Origin of the sequence: Streptomyces sp. NPDC059679 (assembly GCF_042734105.1) — a bacterium.
In the GTDB taxonomy this organism is placed as follows: Bacteria; Actinomycetota; Actinomycetes; order Streptomycetales; family Streptomycetaceae; genus Streptomyces.
In genome coordinates, this window is record NZ_JBHWES010000006.1 from 146,925 (window position 1) to 167,378 (window position 20,454).

Sequence of the window (20,454 nt, forward strand, 5' to 3'; positions counted from 1 at the left end):
GGCCTACACTCCCGTGCGTACGTAGCGTCGAACATACGACATCGGCGAACATCAGGCGGGACAGGGAGCGAGGGGCGGACGTGCCGGAGGCGACGACCGTGCGCACCACAGCCGTGCCGCTCGCGGCCGACTATTTCCAGGGCTATTCGGTGGTCGGCCTGCTCGCGGTGGTCGGCGTGCTCTTCGTCGCCGTGGCCTTCGGGGCCGGGCGGCTGCTGCGGCCCGTGGTGCCCACCCCGGAGAAGCTGCTGACGTACGAGTGCGGCGTCGACCCGGTCGGCGAGGGCTGGGCCCACACCCAGATCCGCTACTACGTCTACGCTTTCTTGTATGTGATTTTCGCGGTGGACTCGATCTTCCTCTTCCCCTGGGCGACGGTGTTCGCCGCACCGGGCTATGGCGGAACGACGCTGGTGGAGATGTTCATCTTCCTCGGCTTCCTCGCCGTGGGCCTGCTGTACGCCTGGAAGAAGGGCGTCCTGGAATGGACGTGACACCGACCCCCGCCCTCACACCGGCCGCCACACCTGTGGATCTCCCGGAGCCGCGCCGCCTCGGGACGCTCGCCAGGCTGGCGCCCGAGCCGATGAAGGTGGTCCTGAACTGGGGCCGCCGCTACAGCCTGTGGGTCTTCAACTTCGGGCTGGCCTGCTGCGCCATCGAGTTCATCGCGGCATCGATGGCCCGCCACGACTTCATCAGGCTCGGCGTGATCCCCTTCGCCCCCGGGCCGCGCCAGGCCGACCTCATGGTCGTGTCCGGCACGGTGACGGACAAGATGGCGCCCGCGGTGAAGCGGCTCTACGAGCAGATGCCCGAGCCCAAGTACGTCATCTCCTTCGGAGCCTGCTCGAACTGCGGCGGGCCGTACTGGGACTCGTACGCGGTCACCAAGGGCGTCGACCAGATCATCCCCGTCGATGTGTATGTGCCGGGCTGCCCGCCCCGACCGGAGGCGCTGCTTCAGGGGATCCTGAAGCTTCAGGAGAAGATCGCGCGCGAGTCGCTGGGCGAGCGGTACGGACGTGACGGCGGGGCGTCTCGGCCGTCCGCTACAGCTCTGCGCAGCGGCCTGGTCGCGCCGCCCACCCCGTCCTCAGGACCGGCCGCGGGGGAGGGCACGCCGTGACCGCGCCCGAGGACCGGAACCAGCCCATCGAGGCCGCCGCGCCTGCTGACGCTGGGGCCGCTGCCGAGCCCGCGCAGCCGACGGTCGGCTGGCTGCCGCGGCCGGCGACCGAGCTGTTCGGCGAAGGCGCGACGGCGGAGGAGGCGTACGGGCTGCTCACCGTCGACGTCCCCGCCGACGCGTGGATCCCCGCGCTGGAGACCGCCCGCGACGCGCTGGGCTGCACCTACTTCGACTGGCTGAGCGCGGTCGACGAGCCCGGCGAGGGCTTCCGCGTGGCCGCGCACGTCGTCGCCCTGGGGCCGTCGACCGCCGTGGCCGTTCCCGCCGTACGCAGGCTGCTCGTACGCACCACCCTGGCGCACGACGCGCCCGCCCTGCCGACCGCGACCGGCGTCTACGCGGGCGCGGCCTGGCATGAGCGCGAGACCCACGAGATGTTCGGCATCGACTTCGCCGACCACCCCCACCTCGCGCCGCTGCTGCTCCCGGACGGCTTTGAGGGGCACCCGCTGCGCAAGGACTTCGTGCTGGCGGCGCGGGTCGTCAAGGCATGGCCGGGCGCGAAGGAGCCGGGGGAGTCCGACGCCGCCCACGCGCCCAGACGGCGGCAGATGCTGCCGCCCGGCGTTCCCGACCCCAACGAATGGGGCCCCCTCAAGGGCCAGCTCCCCCCTGCCCCCGCCCGCCCGGCGCGCGCGACCCGCACGGCGGGCGCGGCAGGCGCCGCGGGCGCCGGGGGCGAACGCCCGGCCCGCCGGGCCCGCAGCGCGTCCGCGGGCTCGGCCGGCCAGCGCACCACCGACACCACGGGCGCGGAGACTCCGACGGACGACTCCGCGCGGCCCACACGCCGCGCTCGCAGCGCGAGCGAGGGCTCGGCGACGCAGCGGGACGCCGGTACGGATACGGCAGCGGCGGAGGGAACTGCCCGGCCCGCGCGCCGGTCGCGCAGTGTGAGCGAGGGCTCCGCGAGCCAGCGGGGCACGAGTGCGGAGGCAGCGGAGGGGGCGGCTGCGGAGGAGGCGTCGGACGGCGCTGCCCGGCCCGCGCGCCGTGCCCGTAGCGCCGGCGAGGGGCCGGCAAGCCGGCGCGCCGCGACGGGCGGTCAGGCCCAGGCGCGCCCGGACCGCCCCACCACCCGCCAACGCTCGACCGACGCCCCCTGGCACCACGCCCGCCCGGCCCGCGACGAGCCGCCGCCCCCCGGGCCCGGGCCGCAGGCTCCGGCCACAGGCGGGCCGACGGCCGCGGACGGCCCCGCCTCGGGCGCCGAGGAACCGTCTCGCGCGGAGGCCGCCGGGTCAGAGTCATCCGGGTCCGAGACCGAGTCCGCGTCCGGTGCCGCCGCTGAGGCCGGGGCCGGCACCGAGCCGCGGGCGGCTTCCCGGCCATCCCGGACCGTCGCGGACGACGGGAACGCCGGAGACCCCGCGCGCCGCGAGGGGTCCCAAGGGCCGGGGCGGCCCGCGGTGCCGGAGGGCGCCGGTGAGCCTGACGCGCCCGCTGAGCCCGACGCACCCCACACAGACACCGACGACCCGGCGGGAGGCACCGCGTGAACGACGTCCTCGACGTCGCGCTGCGACTGCTCGCGCTGTTGGTCGCCTTCCTCGTACTGCCTCTCGTCGTGGGACAGACCGAGCACAAGGTCATGGCCCATATGCAGGGTCGGCTCGGGCCGATGTACGCCGGTGGGTTCCACGGGTGGGCACAGCTGGTCGCGGACGGCGTGAAGTTCGCGCAGAAGGAAGACGTCGTACCGGCGGGGGCCGACCGGCGGATCTTCCAGCTCGCGCCCGCCGTCGCGCTGCTGCCGTATCTGCTGGTCCTGGTCGCGATCCCGGTCGGGCCCGGCGCCGTCGGCCGGTTCATCGACGCCGGCATCTTCTTTGTGCTCGCCGTGATGGGCGTCGGCGTGCTGGGCTCGCTCATGGCGGGTTGGGCGTCGGCCAACAAGTTCTCCCTCCTCGGAGGGTTGCGTACGGCCGCGCAGCTGATGGCGTACGAGCTGCCGATGCTGCTCACCGCCGCCTCCGTGGCGATGGCCGCCGGTACCGTCTCGCTGCCCGGCATCCTCGACGCGTTCGAGTGGTGGTGGGTGCCGTGGCAGATCGTCGGCGGGGTGGTGTTCTTCACGGCCGGGCTCGCCGAGCTGCAGCGTCCGCCCTTTGACGCGCCGATCGCCGACTCCGAGATCATCTTCGGCGCGTACACCGAGTACACCGGGCTGCGCTTCGCGCTGTTCCTGCTGGCCGAGTACGCGGGCATCGTCATCCTCTGCGGGCTGACCACCGTGCTGTTCCTGGGCGGCTGGCACGGTCCGGCCGCCCATGACCTGGGCTGGGTGTGGACGCTGCTGAAGACGGCCGTACTCGCCTTCGTGGTGATCTGGCTGCGGGTGAGCTATCCGCGGCTGCGTGAGGACCAGCTGCAGAAGCTCGCCTGGACCGGCCTCATCCCGCTCGCCCTGGTCCAGATCGCCCTCACCGGCGTCGTCAAGGTGGTGATCTCCTGATGGGCATCCCCGGTTCCGGCCTGGCCAAGGGTCTGGCCGTCACCCTGCGCACGATGACCCGGAAGGCGCACACCGCGCAGTACCCGGACGTCCAGCCCGAACTGCCGCCCCGGACGCGCGGCGTCATCGGCCTGTTCGAGGAGAACTGCACGGTCTGCATGCTCTGCGCGCGCGAGTGCCCGGACTGGTGCATCTACATCGACTCCCACAAGGAGACGGTGCCGCCGGCCGCGCCCGGCGGGCGCGAGCGCAGCCGCAATGTGCTGGATCGGTTCGCCATCGACTTCGCCCTGTGCATGTACTGCGGTATCTGCATCGAGGTGTGTCCTTTCGACGCGCTGTTCTGGTCGCCGGAGTTCGAGTACGCGGAGGAGGACATCCGCGACCTCACCCATGAGCGGGACAAGCTCCGCGAATGGATGTGGACGGTGCCCGCGCCGCCCGCGCTCGACCCCAGTGCCGAGGAGCCCAAGGAGATCGCCGCCGCCCGCAAGGCCGCCGACAAGATCGCCGCAGCAGTGGCGGCCGAGGCGGCACAGACCGCGCAGGCCAAGGACGCGGCGCAGGGCGATCGCCCCACCGGCTCCTCCGGCCGGGACGGAGCGGCGTCATGACCGCCGCGGCGCAGCTCGCGGCCGCCGGCCACGGTTTTCTGTCACCGACCGGTGTGGAGATCACCTTCCTTCTGGTCGCGGTGGTGACCCTGGGCGGGGCCGTCGTCACCGTCACCACCAAGCAGTTGGTGCACGCCGCGCTGTGGCTGGTGGTCACGCTCGGCGGGCTCGCGGTCGAATTCCTGCTCCTCACGGCGGAGTTCATCGCCTGGGTGCAGGTGCTGATCTACGTCGGCTCCGTCGTCGTCCTCATCCTGTTCGGGCTGATGCTGACCAAGGCGCCCATCGGCCGGTCGCCTGACGCCGATTCGGGCAACCGCCCGGCCGCCCTGGCGGTGGCCGTGGCCTCCGCGGCCGCCCTGGTCTGGGTGGTCGTGGACGCCTTCCGGGCCACCTGGATCGACCTCGGGGAGGTGCAGGGCTCCACCAAGGTCACCGGCGTAAGCCTCTTCCGGCACTGGGTGCTGCCGTTCGAGGCGCTGTCGGTGCTGCTGCTCGCCGCGCTCGTCGGCGCGATCGTGCTCTCCCGGCTGCGATCCGCCCAGCGGACCCCGGGCGCCAACGGCCCCCGCCCCAACCGCTCCCGCGCCGCCGCTGAAAAGGAGGGCTGATGCACCTCGCCTACCCCGCCGTGCTCGCCGTCCTCCTCTTCTGCACCGGCCTGTACGGCGTCCTCGCCCGCCGCAACGCGATCCTGGTGCTGATGTCCGTCGAGCTGATGCTCGGCGCCGTCAACCTCAACCTCGTCGCCTTCGACGTCTGGCTCCGCGACACCCTGCACGCGGGCCAGGCCCTCACGCTCTTCGTCATCGCCATCGCCGCCGCCGAGATCGGCATCGGGCTGGCCATCGTCCTCCTCGTCCACCGCGACCGCGGCACCGCCGACATCGACAAGCTCCGGGGCCTCGCCGAGCCCCCGCCCACCGATGACAGCGTGCCAGGCACCACTGACAACGGCGCAGACAGCGACGCCGACACCAGCGCTGACCAGGGAATCCCCGCCCGGAGGCAGACCGCGTGACGACCACGACCGCCGCCGTCCTCGTCCCCCTCCTGCCCTTCCTCGGCGCCCTCGCCGGACTGTTGCTCGGCCGCCGCGCCCCCGGTTTCGTACGCCCCCTCGCGGTGCTGCCGACCGTCGCCGCGGCCGCCCTCGCCGTCCTCGTCGCCGTACGGCAGGGCGGGGGATCGGGCGGCGGCAAGGGGGCGCTGGACGCCGCGACCCGGCTCACCGACACCGGCTCGCTCCCCATCGACCTCGCGCTGCACATCGACGGCTTCGCCGCCCTGGTCGCGGTCCTCGTCGGCGTCGTCGCGTGCTGTGTGCAGATCTACTCGACCGGCTATCTGCGCGACGACCCGCGCTACCCGTCCTACGCCGCGCTCGTCTCCCTCTTCACCGCCGCGATGCTGCTGGTCGTCTACTCCGACGACCTGATCGTGCTGCTCGTCGGCTGGGAGATCATGGGCATCTGCTCGTACTTCCTGGTCGGCCACTACTGGGAGACCTCGGCCGCGCGCTCCGCCTCCCTCAAGGCGTTCCTGGTCACCAAGCTCGGCGATGTGCCGTTCCTGTTCGGGATCTTCGCGCTCGGCGCCGACGCCGGTACGTTCCGCATCAGCCGCATCTACGCCCAGCTGACCTCCTCCGCCTCGCACTTCCAACTCGACCACCCCACCCTGATCGCGCTGCTGCTGCTGGCCGGGGTCGCGGGCAAGTCGGCGCAGTTCCCGCTGCACACCTGGCTGCCCGACGCGATGGCCGGCCCCACCCCGGTCTCCGCGCTGATCCACGCCGCCACCATGGTCGCCGCCGGCGTCTACTTCATCGCCCGGCTGCTGCCCGTCTTCGCGTCCTCCGCCGCCGCCCTCGCCGTGCTCGCCGTCATGGCGGCGGTCACCATGGTCGGCTCGGCGCTCGCGGCTCTGGCCCAGGACGACATCAAACGCGTACTCGCCTACTCGACCGTCGGTCAGCTCGGCTATATGACCGGCGCGCTCGCCGTCGACGACCGCGGCGCCGCCGTCTTCCACCTGCTGGCCCACGGCGCGTTCAAGGCACTGCTCTTCCTCGGTGCCGGCGTGATCATCCACGCGGCCGGGACGAACTCGCTGGCCGCGATGTCGCGCATGAGCGGCCTGGCGAAGCGCATTCCCGACGCCTACTGGACGATCACGGTCGCGCTGCTCGCGCTCGCCGCCATCCCGCCGTTCGCGGGCTTCTTCTCCAAGGAAGCCGTCCTCGGCGCCGCCGAGCACGCGGCCACCGGGCACGCCCCGGCCGTCCCGGCGGCCGTCGGCTGGACCGTCCTGGTCGCCGGGCTGCTCACCGCCCTCCTCACCGCCGGCTACGCGGCCCGCCTGTGGCTGCTGACCTTCCGCGGCAAGGGCACCGAAGCCCCCGACCACGGCCGCCAGCCCCTCGTCATGAACGCCGTCCTATGGGTGCTCTTCATCCCCGCCGCCGCGTTCGGCCTCGCATTCGGCGCCCTCCCGGACTGGTTCGACGGCGGGTCCCTCGCCCCGACCCTCACCACCTCCGTACTGGGCACCGGGCTCGCCCTCGTCGGCGTCCTCGTCACGTACGGAGCCTGGCGGCACACCACCGCGCTGGCCGCCCGCACCCCGATGGGCGCCGTGGCCGCCCACCCGGACGCCGAGCCCGCGCTCTCCGAGGCCGAGGCCATCGCCACCCACGAGCCCGCGTACGGCGATATCGCCGCGGCCCACGACCCGGCGGACCCCGGCCGTCTCCTCCTCGGCCCGCTCCACCGGCACGCCGCGGCGGGCTTCCACCTCGACGCCCTGTACGCCGCGGTGTTCGTCCGCCCGGTGCGCGCCGCCGCCCGGCTCGTCGGCTTCCTCGACCGGGAGGTCGTGGAGACCTATGTGCGCGGCGCGGGCGGCGTTCCCCGTCTGCTCGGCGCGGCCGTACGGCGTGCCCAGACCGGCAATGTGCAGACCTACCTCGGCGCGCTGCTCGCGGGCTCGCTCGTCCTGGCCGTCGCCGTCCTCGTCGCAGCGGGAGCCTGAGCCGTGAACCACACCGTCCTGCAGTCGCTCCTCGCGGCCCTGATCGTCCTGCCCCTCCTCGGCTCGGCCGCCGCGCTCCTCCCCGCCCCGCCCGGGCTGCGCGGCCGCGGCCCCGACCAGGCCGTGCTGCGCCACGGCGTCACGGTCACCGGGGCCGTCCTGGCCGTCGCCATCGCCCTCGCCGCGGGCTTCGACCACGACCGCCCGGCCGCCATGCAGGCACAGACCGACATCAGCTGGATCCCGGCGCTGGACATCCGGATCCACCTCGGCGTGGACGGCGTCTCGCTCCCCCTCCTCGTGCTGACCGCGCTGCTGACCTTCCTGTGCGCCCTCTACGGCTACTTCAACATGCCCGCCGGGCCCTCCCCGAAGGCGTTCGTCGCGCTGCTGCTGCTCCTGGAGTCCGGCACCCTGGCTTCCTTCGCCGTCCTCGACCTGATGCTGTTCTTCCTGGCGTTCGAGATGGTGCTCATCCCGATGTACTTCCTCATCAACCGATGGGGCGGCGCCGGGCGCGAGCGCGCCGCCTGGAGGTTCATCCTCTACACGCTTCTCGGCTCCGTGATCATGCTGCTCGGCCTCCTCCTCGTCGGGCTCAAGGGCGGCACCTTCGACATGGTGGCACTCGCCTCCGACAACGGCGCCAAGCTCAGCCACACCACCCAGCTGATCGCGGTCCTCGCCATCGGAGTCGGCCTCGCCGTCAAGGCCCCCATGTGGCCCCTGCACAGCTGGCTCCCGGACGCCCACACCGCCGCGCCCACCGTCGGCTCCGTCCTCCTCGCGGGCGTGCTGCTCAAGATGGGCACGTACGGGCTGGTGCGCATCGTGCTGCCCATCGCGCCCGAAGGGGCCCACACCTTCGCGCCCTACCTGGCCGCCCTCGCCGCCGTCGGCATCATCTACGGCTCCCTCGCCTGCCTCGCCCTGGCCCGCACCGGGGCCAAGGGCGACCTCAAGAGGCTGATCGCGTACTCCTCCGTCGGCCATATGGGCTTCGTTCTGCTCGGCATCGCCACGCTCACCCCCACCGGAGTCAACGGCGCGCTGTTCGCCAACATCGCGCACGGCCTGATCACCGGCCTGCTCTTCTTCCTCGTCGGCGCCCTCAAGGACCGCTGCGGCACCACCGACCTCGACCAGCTCTCCGGCACCGGCGGAGCCGCCCTGTACGGCCGGGCGCCGCGCCTGGGCGGACTGGTCGCCTTCGCCGCCGTCGCCTCCCTGGGGCTGCCGGGGCTCGCCGGTTTCTGGGGCGAGATGCTCGCCATGTTCGGCGCGTTCGAGCCCGCCGACGGGCTCAGCCGCCCCGCTTTCCTCACCTTCATGGCGCTCGCGGGCCTGGGCACCCTGCTGACCGCCGCCTATCTGCTCGTCGTCGTACGCCGCGTCTGCATGGGCGAGCACCCGGAGGCCGAGATGGGCGGCACGCTCACCGGCGCGCCCGCGGGCGCCCCCGTGGGTGAGGCGGGAGAAGCCGCGGGGGCCACCGGAGCCGCAGGGGCTGCCGAGGGCGCCGGGGCACCCGCCGGGCCGCTCCGCCCCGCCCTGGCGGACGTACGCGGCTACGAATTCGCCGCCTGGACCCCGCTGGTCGCCCTCACCGTCCTCGGCGGACTGTGGCCCGCGGCCCTCCTCGGCCTCACCGATCCGGCCGTGCAGCAACTTCTCGCGGGAGGCCACTGATGACCGCGCTCGCCGGAGCCTACGTCCAGTCCGTCGACTGGCTCGCGATCGCCCCGCCCACCATCGCCGCCGTCGCCGCCCTGGCCGTCCTGGTCGCCGACCTCTTCCTCGCCGAGCGGAATAAACCCCTCCTGGGCTGGTTCGCGACCGCGGGCCTGGCCCTGGCCGCGCTCCTCCTGCTGCCGCTCCGCGCCGGGGACCGCAGCACCTTCTGCCTGACCTCCGACCCGGACGTATGCAGCTATAGGGCCGACGAATTCGCCGTCGTCATCCAATTCCTGGTGCTCGGCGGAGCTCTTCTGACGGCCCTGCTGTCCATGAGCACGGTCCACAACCGCGGCTCCAGGGACGCCGGAGACGGTGACACCGGGGCCGCCGGGCGTGCCGACGCCAGGGACGCCGCGGAGGGCGGCAAACTTCCCGCCGGCGAATTCTGGTTCCTGTTGCTGTCCTCCGCCGCGGGCGCGGCCCTCCTGCCCGCCTCCCGCGACCTCGCCACCCTCGTCGTCGCCCTGGAGGTCGCCTCCCTGCCGGCCTTCGCGCTCGTGGGGCTGCGCCGCGGCGACCGCCTCTCCTCCGAGGCCGCCCTCAAGTTCTTCCTCTCCTCGGTCACCGCGACAGCGGTCATGCTGATGGGCGTCAGCTTCGTCTACGCCGCCACCGGCAGTCTCCACCTGTCCCGGATCGCCGCCGCCCTCGGCCACGTCGACCCGCGGCTGGACACGCTCGCCCAGGCCGGTGTCGTACTCACCCTGGTGGGGTTCGCCTTCAAGACCGCCGCCGTGCCGTTCCACTTCTGGGTCCCCGACACCTACGTCGGCGCCCCCATCCCGGTGGCCGCGTACCTCTCCGTCATCGGCAAGGCGGTCGGCTTCTCCGGCCTCATCCTGGTCACCGTCCTCGCCTTCCCCGCGTACGCCGACGTATGGGGCCCGGCCGTCGCCGTGCTGGCCGCGCTCACCATGACTGCGGGCAACGTCGCCGCGCTGCGCCAGCGCCCCGAGCGCGCCCACAGCGCCGTACGCCTGCTGGCCTGGTCCTCCGTCGGCCAGGCGGGCTATCTGCTGGTCCCCATCGCCGCGGCCGGCTACGCCGATTCCTCCGGCGACGCGGCCCACGCCATCGGCTCCACGGTCGCGTACGCCCTGATGTACGCCGCCGTCAACCTCGGCGCCTTCGCGGTCGTCGCCCTGGTGTCGCGCACCCACCCCACGGGCCGCCTCAGCGACTACCGCGGCCTGTACGCAACCCGCCCCCTGACCGCCCTCGCGCTCGGCTTCTTCCTGCTCTGCCTGGCCGGGCTGCCGCCTGGCGTCATCGGCCTGTTCGCCAAGGTCACCGTCTTCTCTGCGGCCGTGGACGCGGGGCTGGGCTGGCTCGCCGTCGTCATGGCCGTGAACGTCGTGATCGCGCTCTACTACTACCTCCAGTGGATGGCCGTCCTCTTCCGCGCACCCGCCGGAGCCCCCGCGCCCGCCGGAGCCCCCGCGCCCGCCGGAGCCCCCGTGCCCGCCGGAGCCGAGCCGACGGCCCCGGCCACCCCCGCTCTCGCCACCCGTGCGGTCCCCGCCTCCCTCACCGCGGTCATCGGCCTCGCCGCCGTGCTCGGCGTCGCCCTCTCCGGCGCCCCGCAACTCGTCCTGCGCTTCGCCTCCGGCGCCCTGCTGTGACCGCTGTCTGAGGTCTCACTCCAACGGCCCAACGGCCCGCCATGTGTGCACTAGGGAACCAGCGACCTTCATATGGCGTTGACCAATGCGGAAGGGTCCACTGGAAGGTGGAGACACCGCGAAAAAGGGTTCCCTTGCGGCATCTTTTGGAGGGGCACACCGTGCATCGTCGGCACAACGGGCTCAAAACCGCCGTACTCCTCGGGGGACTGTCCGCGCTCATCATTGTCGTCGGCAGCCTCTTCGGCCGTACGGGCCTGATCATCGCCGTCCTGGTGGCGCTCGGCACCAACGCGTACGCGTATTGGAACAGCGACAAGCTCGCCCTGCGCGCCATGCGCGCGCGGCCCGTGAGCGAGTTCGAGGCCCCCCAGCTCTACCGCATGGTCCGCGAGCTCTCCACCGCCGCCCGCCAGCCCATGCCGCGCCTCTACATCTCCCCGACCGAGGCCCCCAACGCCTTCGCGACCGGCCGCAACCCGCGGAACGCGGCGGTGTGCTGCACCGAAGGCATCCTGCGCCTCCTCGACGAGCGCGAGCTGCGCGCGGTGCTCGGCCATGAGCTCAGCCACGTCTACAACCGCGACATCCTCATCTCGTCCGTCGCCGGCGCGCTCGCCAGCGTCGTGATGTTCCTGGTCAACTTTGCCTGGCTGATCCCGATCGGCCGCTCCGACGACGACGAGGGACCCGGCTTCCTCGGCATGCTGCTGATCATGATCCTCGGCCCGCTCGCGGCCACCATCATCCAGCTCGCCGTCAGCCGCTCCCGCGAGTACGAGGCCGACGCCTCCGGCGCGCAGCTCACCGGCGACCCCCTCGCCCTCGCGGGCGCCCTCCGCAAGCTCGAAACGGGCACCCAGCAGCTCCCGCTGCCGCCCGAGCCCCGCCTGGAGACCGCGAGCCACCTGATGATCGCGAACCCCTTCCGTGCCGGCGAGGGCATGGCCAAGCTCTTCTCCACCCACCCGCCCATGGCGGAGCGCATCGCCCGCCTCGAGGAGATGGCAGGACGCCAACCGTGAAGACCATCCTCAACCTGATCTGGCTCGTCCTCTCCGGCTTCTGGCTCGCCTGCGCCTATCTGATCGCCGGGCTGTTCCTCTTCCTCACCGTCATCGGCATCCCGTTCGGCTTCGCCTCCTGGCGCATCGCGGGCTTCGCCCTCTGGCCCTTCGGCCGCACCGCCGTCCCCCGCCGCGACGCCGGAGCGCCCTCCTGCGTCGGCAATGTGCTGTGGCTCGTCCTTGCGGGCTGGTGGCTGGCGCTCGGCCACATCATCACCGGCACCATCCTGTGCCTGACGATCATCGGCATCCCGCTGGGCCTGGCCAACTTCAAGCTGATCCCGATATCCCTGACCCCCCTGGGCCACGAGATCGTCTCCACGGACCGCCCCTTCGCGACCGGCCGCTGGTAGCCGCTCCAGCGGAAGACGGCGGCGGACACATGCCAAGGGCGGGCAGCCCGTGAACAGGCTGCCCGCCCATGCGAAGGAGAGCCGGAGAGCGGTCCCTAGCCGGCAGTGGTGACGTTCACCGGTAGTTGACGAACTGCACCGCGAAGTCGAGGTCCTTGCCCTTGATCAGCGCGATCACGGCCTGCAGATCGTCCCGGCTCTTGGACGACACCCGCAGCTCATCGCCCTGCACCTGCGCCTTGACGCCCTTGGGGCCCTCATCGCGGATGATCTTGGCGATCTTCTTGGCGTTCTCCTGGGAGATCCCCTCCTGCAGCGAGGCGAAGATCTTGTATTCCTTACCGGAGGCCTGAGGCTCGCCCGCGTCCAGCGCCTTCAACGAGATACCGCGCTTGACCAGCTTGGACTGGAAGACATCGAGGATCGCCTTGACCCGCTCCTCGGAGTTGGCGCGCATCTCGATCCGCTCGCCCGACCACTCGATCGAGGCGCCGACGTTCTTGAAGTCATAGCGCTGGGAGATCTCGCGGCTCGCCTGGTTGAGCGCGTTGTCGACCTCCTGCCGCTCGACGTTCGAGACGATGTCGAAACTGGAGTCGGCCATCTTGAGTTGGCTCCTCGTACATAGATCTGTCAGGGGCGCGGCCCGCCGGACCACACGGGTCAGCCTAACGACTCGGTCGGCGATTGAGGTTGGGGCGTGCTGGCCTGGCGGTTCGGCGTGAGCAGGGGCCTGACCTCGCTGATCGTCATCCCCTCTCCTCTTGCGGCGACGTCGGCGGAGGGACTCGACCACCGCCCGCCTGGACCACACCAGCGCCCGCACCGCCCAGATCCTCTTCGCCCAAGGGCTGCAAGAAGCCCTGACCGAGTCAACCGCACCGAAGTCCGCGCCCTCGGGCCGGCCCCGCGCGGCAGCCGATCCCCACGGGAACACCCTTGCTCGGCAATGGACGGCCTCTGCTCGGTGAAACGCCGGACCCTGCACCGTGACAACCCCGGATGAGACCCGACCCGCACCCATGCGGCCCAAGGCCCACGCCGGAACGACACGACCGCACACCGGCCGCCCCCGAACACACATACGGGACAAGTCTTAGCCATCCCGGCCATGATCGAGACTCGAGAGAGACGCCGAGACGGGATCAACCCGGTGGCGGAGCACCCCCTGTCATCGGGTATTGTTTACGTCGTCGCCAGGGGGTTCCCCGAAAGTGGGAACGGAGCCCCTGGTCACATCCCAGGCGGTGTGCCCGAGTGGCCAATGGGAGCGGACTGTAAATCCGTCGGCTTAGCCTACCCAGGTTCGAATCCTGGCGCCGCCACGCTGGGAAAACGGCCCCTGAGCTGCGAAAACGCGGCCAGGGGCCGTTGTTGTTCATGAGGGCGGTGAGCACAACATGGAGACCTTCGTCCGCGAGCCGCGTCGGCGGGTGGAGCGGAACAACGACCGGCACCAGTGGGAGAAGGACCGGGCACGGCAGTCGCGGGCCGAGCGTCTGAAGACCGGCTCCACGGAGCACGACACCGGGCTGGAGACCGCCGACCTCGTCTTCCGCGTCGAGTACCGCGAGGCCACGGCCGACGAGGATCGGGCGGTGGTGTTCGGGGTGCCGGTCGGCACCCGGCTGCTGGAGCGGATCTACCGCACCAACTGCCGTGAGGACTTCCCCCTCGCGCTGGTGCGCTCGTATCTCGTACGCGATGTGGCGGCGGCCAATCCGGATCTGCTCGACGATTCGAATGAACCGTGGCCCGGCGGTACGCAGAGCCAGCTTTATACGCTCGGCATCGAGCTGGATCGCGTGGAGGAGCGGATTACGGCCCGCCCGCCGACCGTGGCGGAAGCCGAAGAGCTCGGCCTGAAGAAGGGCGCCTCGGTGATTCTCCTCCGGAAGATCTCCATCGACATCAACGGCCGGGTCGTGGAATTCTCCGACGTCACCTTTTCTGGGGATCGCGCCGAGCTTGTCTTTACGACGCCGCTGAAGCGATGGTGACCTCGGGCATCAATTCATGGAATGCGGCCCGTGATCAGCGCCTGCTCACGGGCCGTTTGCGTCGGCCGGCGCGACATCATGGCGCGGTCGGCTGCTGAGGCGGCTGCGGGGGCGGTTGCTGCGGAGGCGGCTGCGGCGGCGGCTGCTGGGGCGGGGGAGGCGGCGGGGGCGGCTGGGGCTGGGGCTGTTGGGATTGGTTCGGGTCGGGCTGGGGTTGTTGCTGCTGATTCGGGTCGGGCTGGGGCTGTTGCTGCTGGTTGGGGTCCGGTTGCGGTTGGGATTGGTTCGGGTCCGGTTGGGGCTGCTGCTGTTGGTTGGGGTCGGGCTGGGATTGGTTCGGGTCGGGCTGGGATTGGTTCGGGTCCGGCTGAGGCTGCTGGGTGTCCTGCGGCGGCGGTTGGGGCGGGGGCTGTGCGGGCGGTGGCTGGTCTGATGGCTGGTCGGACGGCGTATCGGGCGGGGGCTGATCCGGCGTGGACGGCTGTGCTTCAGGAGGAGTGGCCGAGTGGGACCGGTGTTTGGGGGATTTGGATTTCGATTTGTATTTGGATTTGGATGGAGCGGGCGACTTGGTCGAGGAATGGGATTCCCGTGGCGTGGTCTTCCCGGGTGTGGAATCCGCGCTTGCGGCGTAGAAGAAGATCGCGAAAGTGACCAGGGCGACCACCGCGAAGAAGATGCCGATAATGAGTGCGGAACGACGCGAGGTAAAGCGCGATGAATGCAGGCTCATATCTCCATCCTTCCCTCGCCTCTACCCTGCGCTGGTCATCGGCCGCACGCCTCCCCCGAGAGCATGGAATGCACCCCTACCTTCGGGGGGCACGAGTGGTAGCAGCCGATATTCGCGTCCGCATCCGCGGCCGTCCGGGCCGCCGTGAAACCGCCCCGAAACCGCGGTGAAGGCCACCGTCCGCAAGATCTGCGGCATGACCTCACGACACAGCACCGCCACCGCCGCCACTGTCCATCTCACCCCGGAACTCGTCGAGGACCCGGTCGGCGCCTACGCGGAATTCCGTGCGCAGGATCAGCTCCCCCAGGTGGTGCTGCCGGGGCTGACGACCCCGGCCCGGCTCGTCACCCGTTACGCCGACGTCAAGGCGGCGCTGGCCGAGCCGCGGCTCATCCGGGACCGTTCCAAGGTGCCCGGCGGGGCCGGGGGAGGGGATCCGCAGGCCGAGCTGGTGGAGGCGGCGTTCGAGGGTTTTCCGGCCGAGTACGCGAAGTACGTCGCCGGTCACCTGGCGCTGTTCGACGGCGAGGACCACGCCCGCCGCCGCGCCCCGCTGACCCGGGCGTTCACCGCCCGGCGCATCGCTGCGCTGCGGTCGTTCGTGGAGCGGACCGCGGAGGAGCTGATCCGTGGGCTGGCCGGGAAGGGCGAGGCGGATCTGCTGGGTGAGTTCGCGTATCCGCTGACCACCGTCGTCATCTGTGAGCTGGTCGGCGTCGACGAGGCGGACCGGGGCCGGGTGTGCGACTGGATACGCGACTTCGCGTACGGCGACGGCAGCCGGATGGCCGACGGGCTCGTGGGCATCGTGGACTACGTCAAGGAGCTGATCGCGCGGCGGCGGGCCGAGCCCACCGACGATCTGATCTCCGCCCTGATCGAAGGCGGCAGGGACAGCAAGGGCAGGGACAGCAAGGGCAGGGACAGCAAGGGCAGGGACAGCAAGGGCAGGGACAGCAAGGGCAGGGACAGCAAGGGCACAGACAACAAGGGCACAGACAACAAGGGCGGGGACGGCGACGAGGCGTTCACCGAGGACGAGCTGGTCTCGGTGGTCTTCCTGCTCATCAGTACGGGCATCACCCCGCCCGCCCTCTTCCTCGCCCACGCGCTCCTCGCCCTCTTCGACCACCCCGACCAGCTGGCCCAGCTCCGCGCCGAGCCCGAGCTGCTGGGGCGTGCCGTGCCCGAACTGCTCCGCTATGTCACCCTCGTGCGGATCGGCGCCTCGATGTACGCCACCGAGGACTTCGAGTTCGCCGGGACCGCGCTGAGGAAGGGCGAGCCGGTGACCGTGGCCCTGCTCGCCGCCAACCACGACCCGCGGGAGTACGGGGAGGCGCCAGAACGGCTCGATATCACCCGGGAGTTCGGCCGTGGCGACGGCCACCTCGCCTTCGGCCACGGTGCCCACTACTGCCTGGGCGCGGCCCTCGGCCGTCTCGTCGCCTCGGCGGTCTTCGACCAGGTGCTCATCCGGCGGCCGGGCGCGGCGCTCGCGGTCCGGCGGGACGAACTGGAATTCGGGCACTGGCCTGCGGACGGCTTCCACCTGCTGCGGCTGCCCGTACGGCTCTGAGGCGCCGGGAGGCGGTCTGTCGCGGGCGCGCGGGACGGCGGGATGATCAGGGGATGGTGACCTTGAAGCCGCGCGTGCGGCTCGCCGCCGTCGGAGTGGCCTTCGCTCTCGCCGCGGCCACGCCCGTCGCCGCGTACGCCGCGCTCGACGACGAGCCCGCGTCCGCCGCGTCCGCCACGTCCTCGGCCCCCGCCTCCGCCGTCAGCCGGGGCAAGCCGTACGTCGAGACCCGGTTGTTCTTCGGGACGCAGCGGCCCGACGGCGGGCCGCCCGTGACCGACAAGCAGTTCATGGCCTTCGTCGACGAGGAGGTCACGCCGAGCTTTCCGTCCGGGCTGACGATCCAGGACGGGCGGGGGCAGTGGCGGGACCAGAACGGGACGATCGAGCGGGAGCGGTCGTACGAGCTGATCCTGCTGTACCCGGTGTCCGAGGCGCGGGAGCACGACCCGCAGATCGAACGGATCCGGGACGCCTATGAGCACCAGTACGCACAGGAGTCCGTGGCCCGTGCGGATGACGCCACCCGGGTGGACTTCTAGGGCCCAGGTACATCGCTCAGGACATCACTCGGGACATCGTTCAGGACGCTGAGGCCCGCACCGCCTCCGTGATCGGCGTCGCGCCCTTCACCAGCTCCAGCGTGCGGCCCGCCGTACGGGGCTCGTCGAGGAGGGCGAGCAGGACGGCGGCCACGTCGTCCCGGGTCACCGAGCCGTACTCGACGTGCTCGGCCAGGGTCACCCGGCCGGTGCCCGGGTCGTCCGTCAGGCGGCCCGGGCGCAGGACGGTCCAGTCGAGGGCCAGGCGGGCCCGTACGGCCGCGTCCGCCTCGGTTTTGGCGCGCAGGTAGGCGGCGAAGACCGGGTCGGTGTCGGCGGGGATCTCGCGGTCGGTGCCCATGGAGGAGACGATGAGGAACCGCCGTACGCCGGCCCGCTCGGCCGCGTCGGCGAAGAGCACGGCGGCGCCGTGGTCGACCGTCTCCTTGCGGGTGGTGCCGCTGCCGGGGCCCGCGCCGGCCGCGAAGACCGCGGCGTCGGCGGCCTCCAGGTGCTGGGCGACGTCGTCCACCGAGGCCTGTTCCAGGTCGCGGATGACCGGTTCGGCCCCGGCCGCCAGCAGGTCGCCCGCCTGCTCGGGGCGGCGGATGATGCCCGCGACCTCGTCGCCGCGCCGGGCGAGCAGCCGCTCCAGCCGCAGCGCGATCTGACCGTGTCCTCCTGCGATGACAATGCGCATGATCCCGACCGTACGCCGTGCAACCCTCCTCGGCACTCGCGAGTCTGACGGGGAGATCAGGCGCTGGTGTCTGTTCAGCCGACTGGAGGAGCCCCGTACCGCCATGACCGCCATCCGTAAGTCCCTCGTCGCCGTCGGCTGTACGACCGTCCTGGTCACCGGCGTCGCCGCGTGCGGCACCATCGAGAACGTCTCGGCGGGGAAGAAGCTGGAGAACGCGGTCGACAAGCTCGGCGAGCGCCGCTCCCTCTCGGTGGAGCTGGACCTCGACGCGACGCCCGAGCAGCTGATCGCCCTCTCCAAGAGCGACAGCGCGGCGGAGCCGATGACGCGCGAGGAGGCGGAGGCGCTGGCCGGGATGAAGGTCAGCGTGGCCGTCCAGGCGAAGAAGCCGTTGGCGGAGGCCAAGGACAAGGACCTCATCGCGACGCGGGTGAAGCTGAGCGGACCGGACGGCGATCTCGTCGAGTACCGGATCATGGGCGAGACGGCGTACATGCGGGTGGACATGCGGGCGTTGGGTGAGCTGAGCGGCGAGCCCATACCGTCCGCCGACGAGCTGCCCGCGGACATGCCGGGCGGCAAGGTGGTGCGGAAGCTTTTCGATGGCGGGTGGGTCAAGCTCGACACCGCCGAGATGGATAAGGCCCGTGAGGAGATGGGCGCCGGGGCCGGGAAGAAGGGGGCCGACGGGTCCGAGGTCTCCCCCGAGACCAGCCGGAAGATCACCAAGTCGCTCAAGAAGCTCTTCGCGCGCGAAGTCACCCTGAAGGACAAGGGCCGCCGTGACGGGGCGGACCATGTGGTGGCCACCGGGCCCGTACGGACCCTGCTGACCGGTGTCTTCAACGAGCTGCGGCCGTTCACCGACGAGCTCCCGGGCGGCGAGGACCTGCCGACCGCCAAGGACTTCAAGGATGTGCCGAACGAGAAGATCGCGGTCGACTTCGCCATCAAGAACGGCGCGCTCGCCGAGGCCAGCGCGGATCTCGCGCCGCTCGCCGAGGGGCTGAAGAAGGGCGACAAGCTGCCGCTCAAGCTGGCCTTCGGCGAGGGCGGGAAGATCACCGCCCCGTCCGGCGCCACCGAGCTCGACATCAAGGAGCTGATGGAGGCGGCCGGCGCGATGATGCTGGGCGGCGTCGACGGTGCTGACGACGCCGTCTCCGGGGACGACTTCATCGTGGACGACGATGTGCAGGGTCCCGAGGACATCAACGGTATCGACGGCCTGCCGATCGACCTCCACGACCTGGACAAGGCGGACGCCCGGAACCGCTGACCCGCCCGACACCCCGGCTCAGCCCCGAACCCACGACTCAGTCAGGCGGCTGCGGCCGGCCGCTGTGATCCGTCCGCGCCTGCCGCGGCAGGTCCAGCGCCGCCGCGGCCGCCGAGGCGCAGTACTCGCGCACCGCGCTCGTCCGCGCCACCACGCGCCCCTGGTGGACCACCACCCGGCTGTACGCGAGCGAGAGCACGCCCGGCAGTCCGTCCCCGCGCACCGCGAGCAGCTCCGCCGGGAATCCGGCCTCCACGCGCACCTCGGGCAGCCCCAGCGCGGCTCGGGCGCGCCCGCAGACCGCCTCGTACGCCTCCTCGGGCTCGGCCTCGCTCCGCGAGGCCAGGAGGAAGGCGGCCTCCAGCGGGTCGCCGCGCCCGACGGGGTTGGCGGCGTCCCGGAGCGCCCCGCTGCCCGCGGCCACCCGGACCCCGGCCGAGCGCAGCAGCCGCACCGGCGCGCAGCTCGGGGTGTACGCCCCTCGCGCGCGCCGGTCCTCCAGCCCGGCGCAGTCGCCCTGGGGCAGGCATACGACCGTGACGCCCGCCGCCGCGAGCCGGTCCGCCACCCGTGCCACCACATCGCGCGGCAGCCGCGCCAGCCCCCCGCAGGGGCCGATCGTGACGCCCGGCCGCAGCCCGCCGGCCATGGCCGCGAGCCGGGCCAGGCGGGCCGGGTCGTCACCGTCCGTGTGCAGGTCGACGGCGCAGCCGTGGCGGGCGGCGATATCGAGGACGGCCTCCACATGGCCGGTGGGGTCGGGGTCGAGGTCGGGGCAGCCGCCGATGACCCCGGCGCCCATCTTCACGGCGTCCCTCAGGATCGCCAGGCCATCGGCCCCGGCCACACCGGTCAGCATCCGGGGCACCGCCACGGAGGACAGGTCGGTGAGCCCGCGCAGGGTCTCCCGGGCGCGCAGGACGGCCTCCAGGGACCGCAGCCCGTGCACCCCGCCGATGGGCACATGGGTGCGCAGCGCGGTCGCCCCGTGGCCGAGGTGCATCAGGGCGGCCTCGGTGGTGCGCCGCTGGACGTCCTCGGGTGTGTGCGAGACGGGCCCGACGGTGTCGGCGGTGAGGGCGGTGTCGCAGTGGGCGTGCGGTTCGGCGGGGGCCGGGAGCAGCAGATAGCCGTCGAGGTCGAGGCGGGTGCCGGGGATCAGGCTGCCCGCCGTGCCGACCGCCTCGATGCGGCCGCCGCGGACCCGTACGTCCACAGTGCGGCCGTCGGCGAGCCGGACGCCGCCGAGCACCAGCGCGGGGGCGTCCTCGGGCGCCGTGCCGGCCGCGCCGTCGGGGGTATGGGGCTGCCGCTGCGGATGGCTGTCGGGCATCGCGCTCCTGGATGTCCGGTGGATGGATGTCCTGTGGATGTCCTGGGCTCAAGATCGCTCAGCGTGATCCGAGCCCGAGCCTAGGGCGCGCCGCGGGCGGCTTCCGGGAGGAGCCGAATAGTCGTACTGGCGTGGTGCCTGAGCGGGCGGTGGCGGACCGTGACGGCACCCTCGATACGGATTTCACCTTCGGCGCCCGAGCGTGTAAT

Annotated in this window: 19 protein-coding genes and 1 tRNA gene; 17 read left to right on the top strand and 3 right to left on the bottom strand. The window is 71.9% G+C overall.

What is annotated here, in order from left to right:
• The first annotated feature begins 80 nt into the window (after positions 1 to 80).
• The 12 genes from ACFV2X_RS09890 to ACFV2X_RS09945 all read left to right on the top strand — a co-directional run bounded on the left by ACFV2X_RS09890 (position 81) and on the right by ACFV2X_RS09945 (position 12,073).
• A complete protein-coding gene (locus ACFV2X_RS09890) occupies positions 81 to 494 on the top strand; it encodes an NADH-quinone oxidoreductase subunit A (RefSeq protein ID WP_089509737.1) in 414 nt (137 codons plus the stop codon).
• On the top strand, positions 485 to 1,129 hold the full coding sequence (locus tag ACFV2X_RS09895; protein ID WP_385613770.1) for an NADH-quinone oxidoreductase subunit B: 645 nt from the start codon (positions 485 to 487) through the stop codon (positions 1,127 to 1,129). The genes ACFV2X_RS09890 and ACFV2X_RS09895 overlap by 10 nt, the downstream gene beginning before the upstream one ends.
• Positions 1,126 to 2,691, top strand: coding sequence for an NADH-quinone oxidoreductase subunit C (locus ACFV2X_RS09900; protein ID WP_385613772.1), 1,566 nt, complete (start codon positions 1,126 to 1,128; stop codon positions 2,689 to 2,691). Before ACFV2X_RS09895 ends, ACFV2X_RS09900 begins: the two co-directional genes overlap by 4 nt.
• Positions 2,688 to 3,647: a complex I subunit 1 family protein gene (locus tag ACFV2X_RS09905; protein ID WP_089509735.1), complete on the top strand. Its 960-nt coding sequence runs from the start codon at positions 2,688 to 2,690 to the stop codon at positions 3,645 to 3,647. The genes ACFV2X_RS09900 and ACFV2X_RS09905 overlap by 4 nt, the downstream gene beginning before the upstream one ends.
• The gene (locus ACFV2X_RS09910; protein WP_385613776.1) at positions 3,647 to 4,261 is read left to right on the top strand and encodes a NuoI/complex I 23 kDa subunit family protein; all 615 of its coding nucleotides are present in this window, start codon (positions 3,647 to 3,649) and stop codon (positions 4,259 to 4,261) included. The genes ACFV2X_RS09905 and ACFV2X_RS09910 overlap by 1 nt, the downstream gene beginning before the upstream one ends.
• Positions 4,258 to 4,872, top strand: a complete 615-nt coding sequence (locus ACFV2X_RS09915) for an NADH-quinone oxidoreductase subunit J (RefSeq protein WP_385613779.1) — start codon at positions 4,258 to 4,260, stop codon at positions 4,870 to 4,872. The genes ACFV2X_RS09910 and ACFV2X_RS09915 overlap by 4 nt, the downstream gene beginning before the upstream one ends.
• Positions 4,872 to 5,282, top strand: coding sequence for an NADH-quinone oxidoreductase subunit NuoK (gene nuoK, locus ACFV2X_RS09920; protein ID WP_358631037.1), 411 nt, complete (start codon positions 4,872 to 4,874; stop codon positions 5,280 to 5,282). The genes ACFV2X_RS09915 and nuoK overlap by 1 nt, the downstream gene beginning before the upstream one ends.
• The gene (locus ACFV2X_RS09925) at positions 5,279 to 7,294 is read left to right on the top strand and encodes an NADH-quinone oxidoreductase subunit L (protein ID WP_385613781.1); all 2,016 of its coding nucleotides are present in this window, start codon (positions 5,279 to 5,281) and stop codon (positions 7,292 to 7,294) included. The genes nuoK and ACFV2X_RS09925 overlap by 4 nt, the downstream gene beginning before the upstream one ends.
• Before the next feature lie 3 nt (positions 7,295 to 7,297).
• A complete protein-coding gene (locus ACFV2X_RS09930; RefSeq protein WP_385613783.1) occupies positions 7,298 to 8,983 on the top strand; it encodes a NuoM family protein in 1,686 nt (561 codons plus the stop codon).
• Positions 8,983 to 10,653, top strand: coding sequence for an NADH-quinone oxidoreductase subunit N (locus ACFV2X_RS09935; protein WP_385613785.1), 1,671 nt, complete (start codon positions 8,983 to 8,985; stop codon positions 10,651 to 10,653). Before ACFV2X_RS09930 ends, ACFV2X_RS09935 begins: the two co-directional genes overlap by 1 nt.
• A 161-nt stretch (positions 10,654 to 10,814) precedes the next feature.
• Complete coding sequence (gene htpX / locus ACFV2X_RS09940) at positions 10,815 to 11,678, top strand: zinc metalloprotease HtpX (protein WP_385613787.1); 864 nt, start codon at positions 10,815 to 10,817, stop codon at positions 11,676 to 11,678.
• Positions 11,675 to 12,073 carry a YccF domain-containing protein gene (locus ACFV2X_RS09945; RefSeq protein WP_385613789.1) on the top strand — a complete coding sequence of 133 codons (399 nt, stop codon included), beginning with the start codon at positions 11,675 to 11,677 and terminating at the stop codon, positions 12,071 to 12,073. Before htpX ends, ACFV2X_RS09945 begins: the two co-directional genes overlap by 4 nt.
• Positions 12,074 to 12,188: 115 nt before the next feature.
• Here the strand turns inward: ACFV2X_RS09945 and ACFV2X_RS09950 are convergent, their stop codons facing one another.
• Positions 12,189 to 12,677 (bottom strand): YajQ family cyclic di-GMP-binding protein, encoded by a 489-nt coding sequence (locus ACFV2X_RS09950; protein WP_089509725.1) that lies wholly within the window; start codon positions 12,675 to 12,677, stop codon positions 12,189 to 12,191.
• 639 nt (positions 12,678 to 13,316) lie between these two features.
• Here ACFV2X_RS09950 and ACFV2X_RS09955 point away from each other — a divergent pair.
• The 4 genes from ACFV2X_RS09955 (at position 13,317) to ACFV2X_RS09970 (ending at position 16,930) form a co-directional block, all read left to right on the top strand.
• Positions 13,317 to 13,398, top strand: a tRNA-Tyr gene (locus ACFV2X_RS09955).
• Between the two features lie 75 nt (positions 13,399 to 13,473).
• Entirely contained in the window at positions 13,474 to 14,073 is a 600-nt protein-coding gene (locus tag ACFV2X_RS09960; protein ID WP_385613792.1) for a UTRA domain-containing protein, read from the top strand.
• A 929-nt stretch (positions 14,074 to 15,002) separates the two neighbouring features.
• Entirely contained in the window at positions 15,003 to 16,388 is a 1,386-nt protein-coding gene (locus ACFV2X_RS09965; RefSeq protein WP_385613795.1) for a cytochrome P450, read from the top strand.
• 53 nt (positions 16,389 to 16,441) lie between these two features.
• Complete coding sequence (locus ACFV2X_RS09970) at positions 16,442 to 16,930, top strand: DUF3574 domain-containing protein (protein ID WP_385613798.1); 489 nt, start codon at positions 16,442 to 16,444, stop codon at positions 16,928 to 16,930.
• A 40-nt stretch (positions 16,931 to 16,970) separates the two neighbouring features.
• Here ACFV2X_RS09970 and ACFV2X_RS09975 read toward each other — a convergent pair whose 3' ends face one another.
• Entirely contained in the window at positions 16,971 to 17,630 is a 660-nt protein-coding gene (locus tag ACFV2X_RS09975; protein ID WP_385613800.1) for an NAD(P)H-binding protein, read from the bottom strand.
• 103 nt (positions 17,631 to 17,733) lie between these two features.
• Between ACFV2X_RS09975 and ACFV2X_RS09980 the strand changes: the two genes are divergently transcribed.
• The gene (locus ACFV2X_RS09980; protein ID WP_385613803.1) at positions 17,734 to 18,912 is read left to right on the top strand and encodes a hypothetical protein; all 1,179 of its coding nucleotides are present in this window, start codon (positions 17,734 to 17,736) and stop codon (positions 18,910 to 18,912) included.
• A gap of 37 nt (positions 18,913 to 18,949) precedes the next feature.
• Here ACFV2X_RS09980 and ACFV2X_RS09985 read toward each other — a convergent pair whose 3' ends face one another.
• Positions 18,950 to 20,245, bottom strand: coding sequence for a hydrolase (locus ACFV2X_RS09985; RefSeq protein ID WP_385613806.1), 1,296 nt, complete (start codon positions 20,243 to 20,245; stop codon positions 18,950 to 18,952).
• Between the last annotated feature and the right edge of the window lie 209 nt (positions 20,246 to 20,454).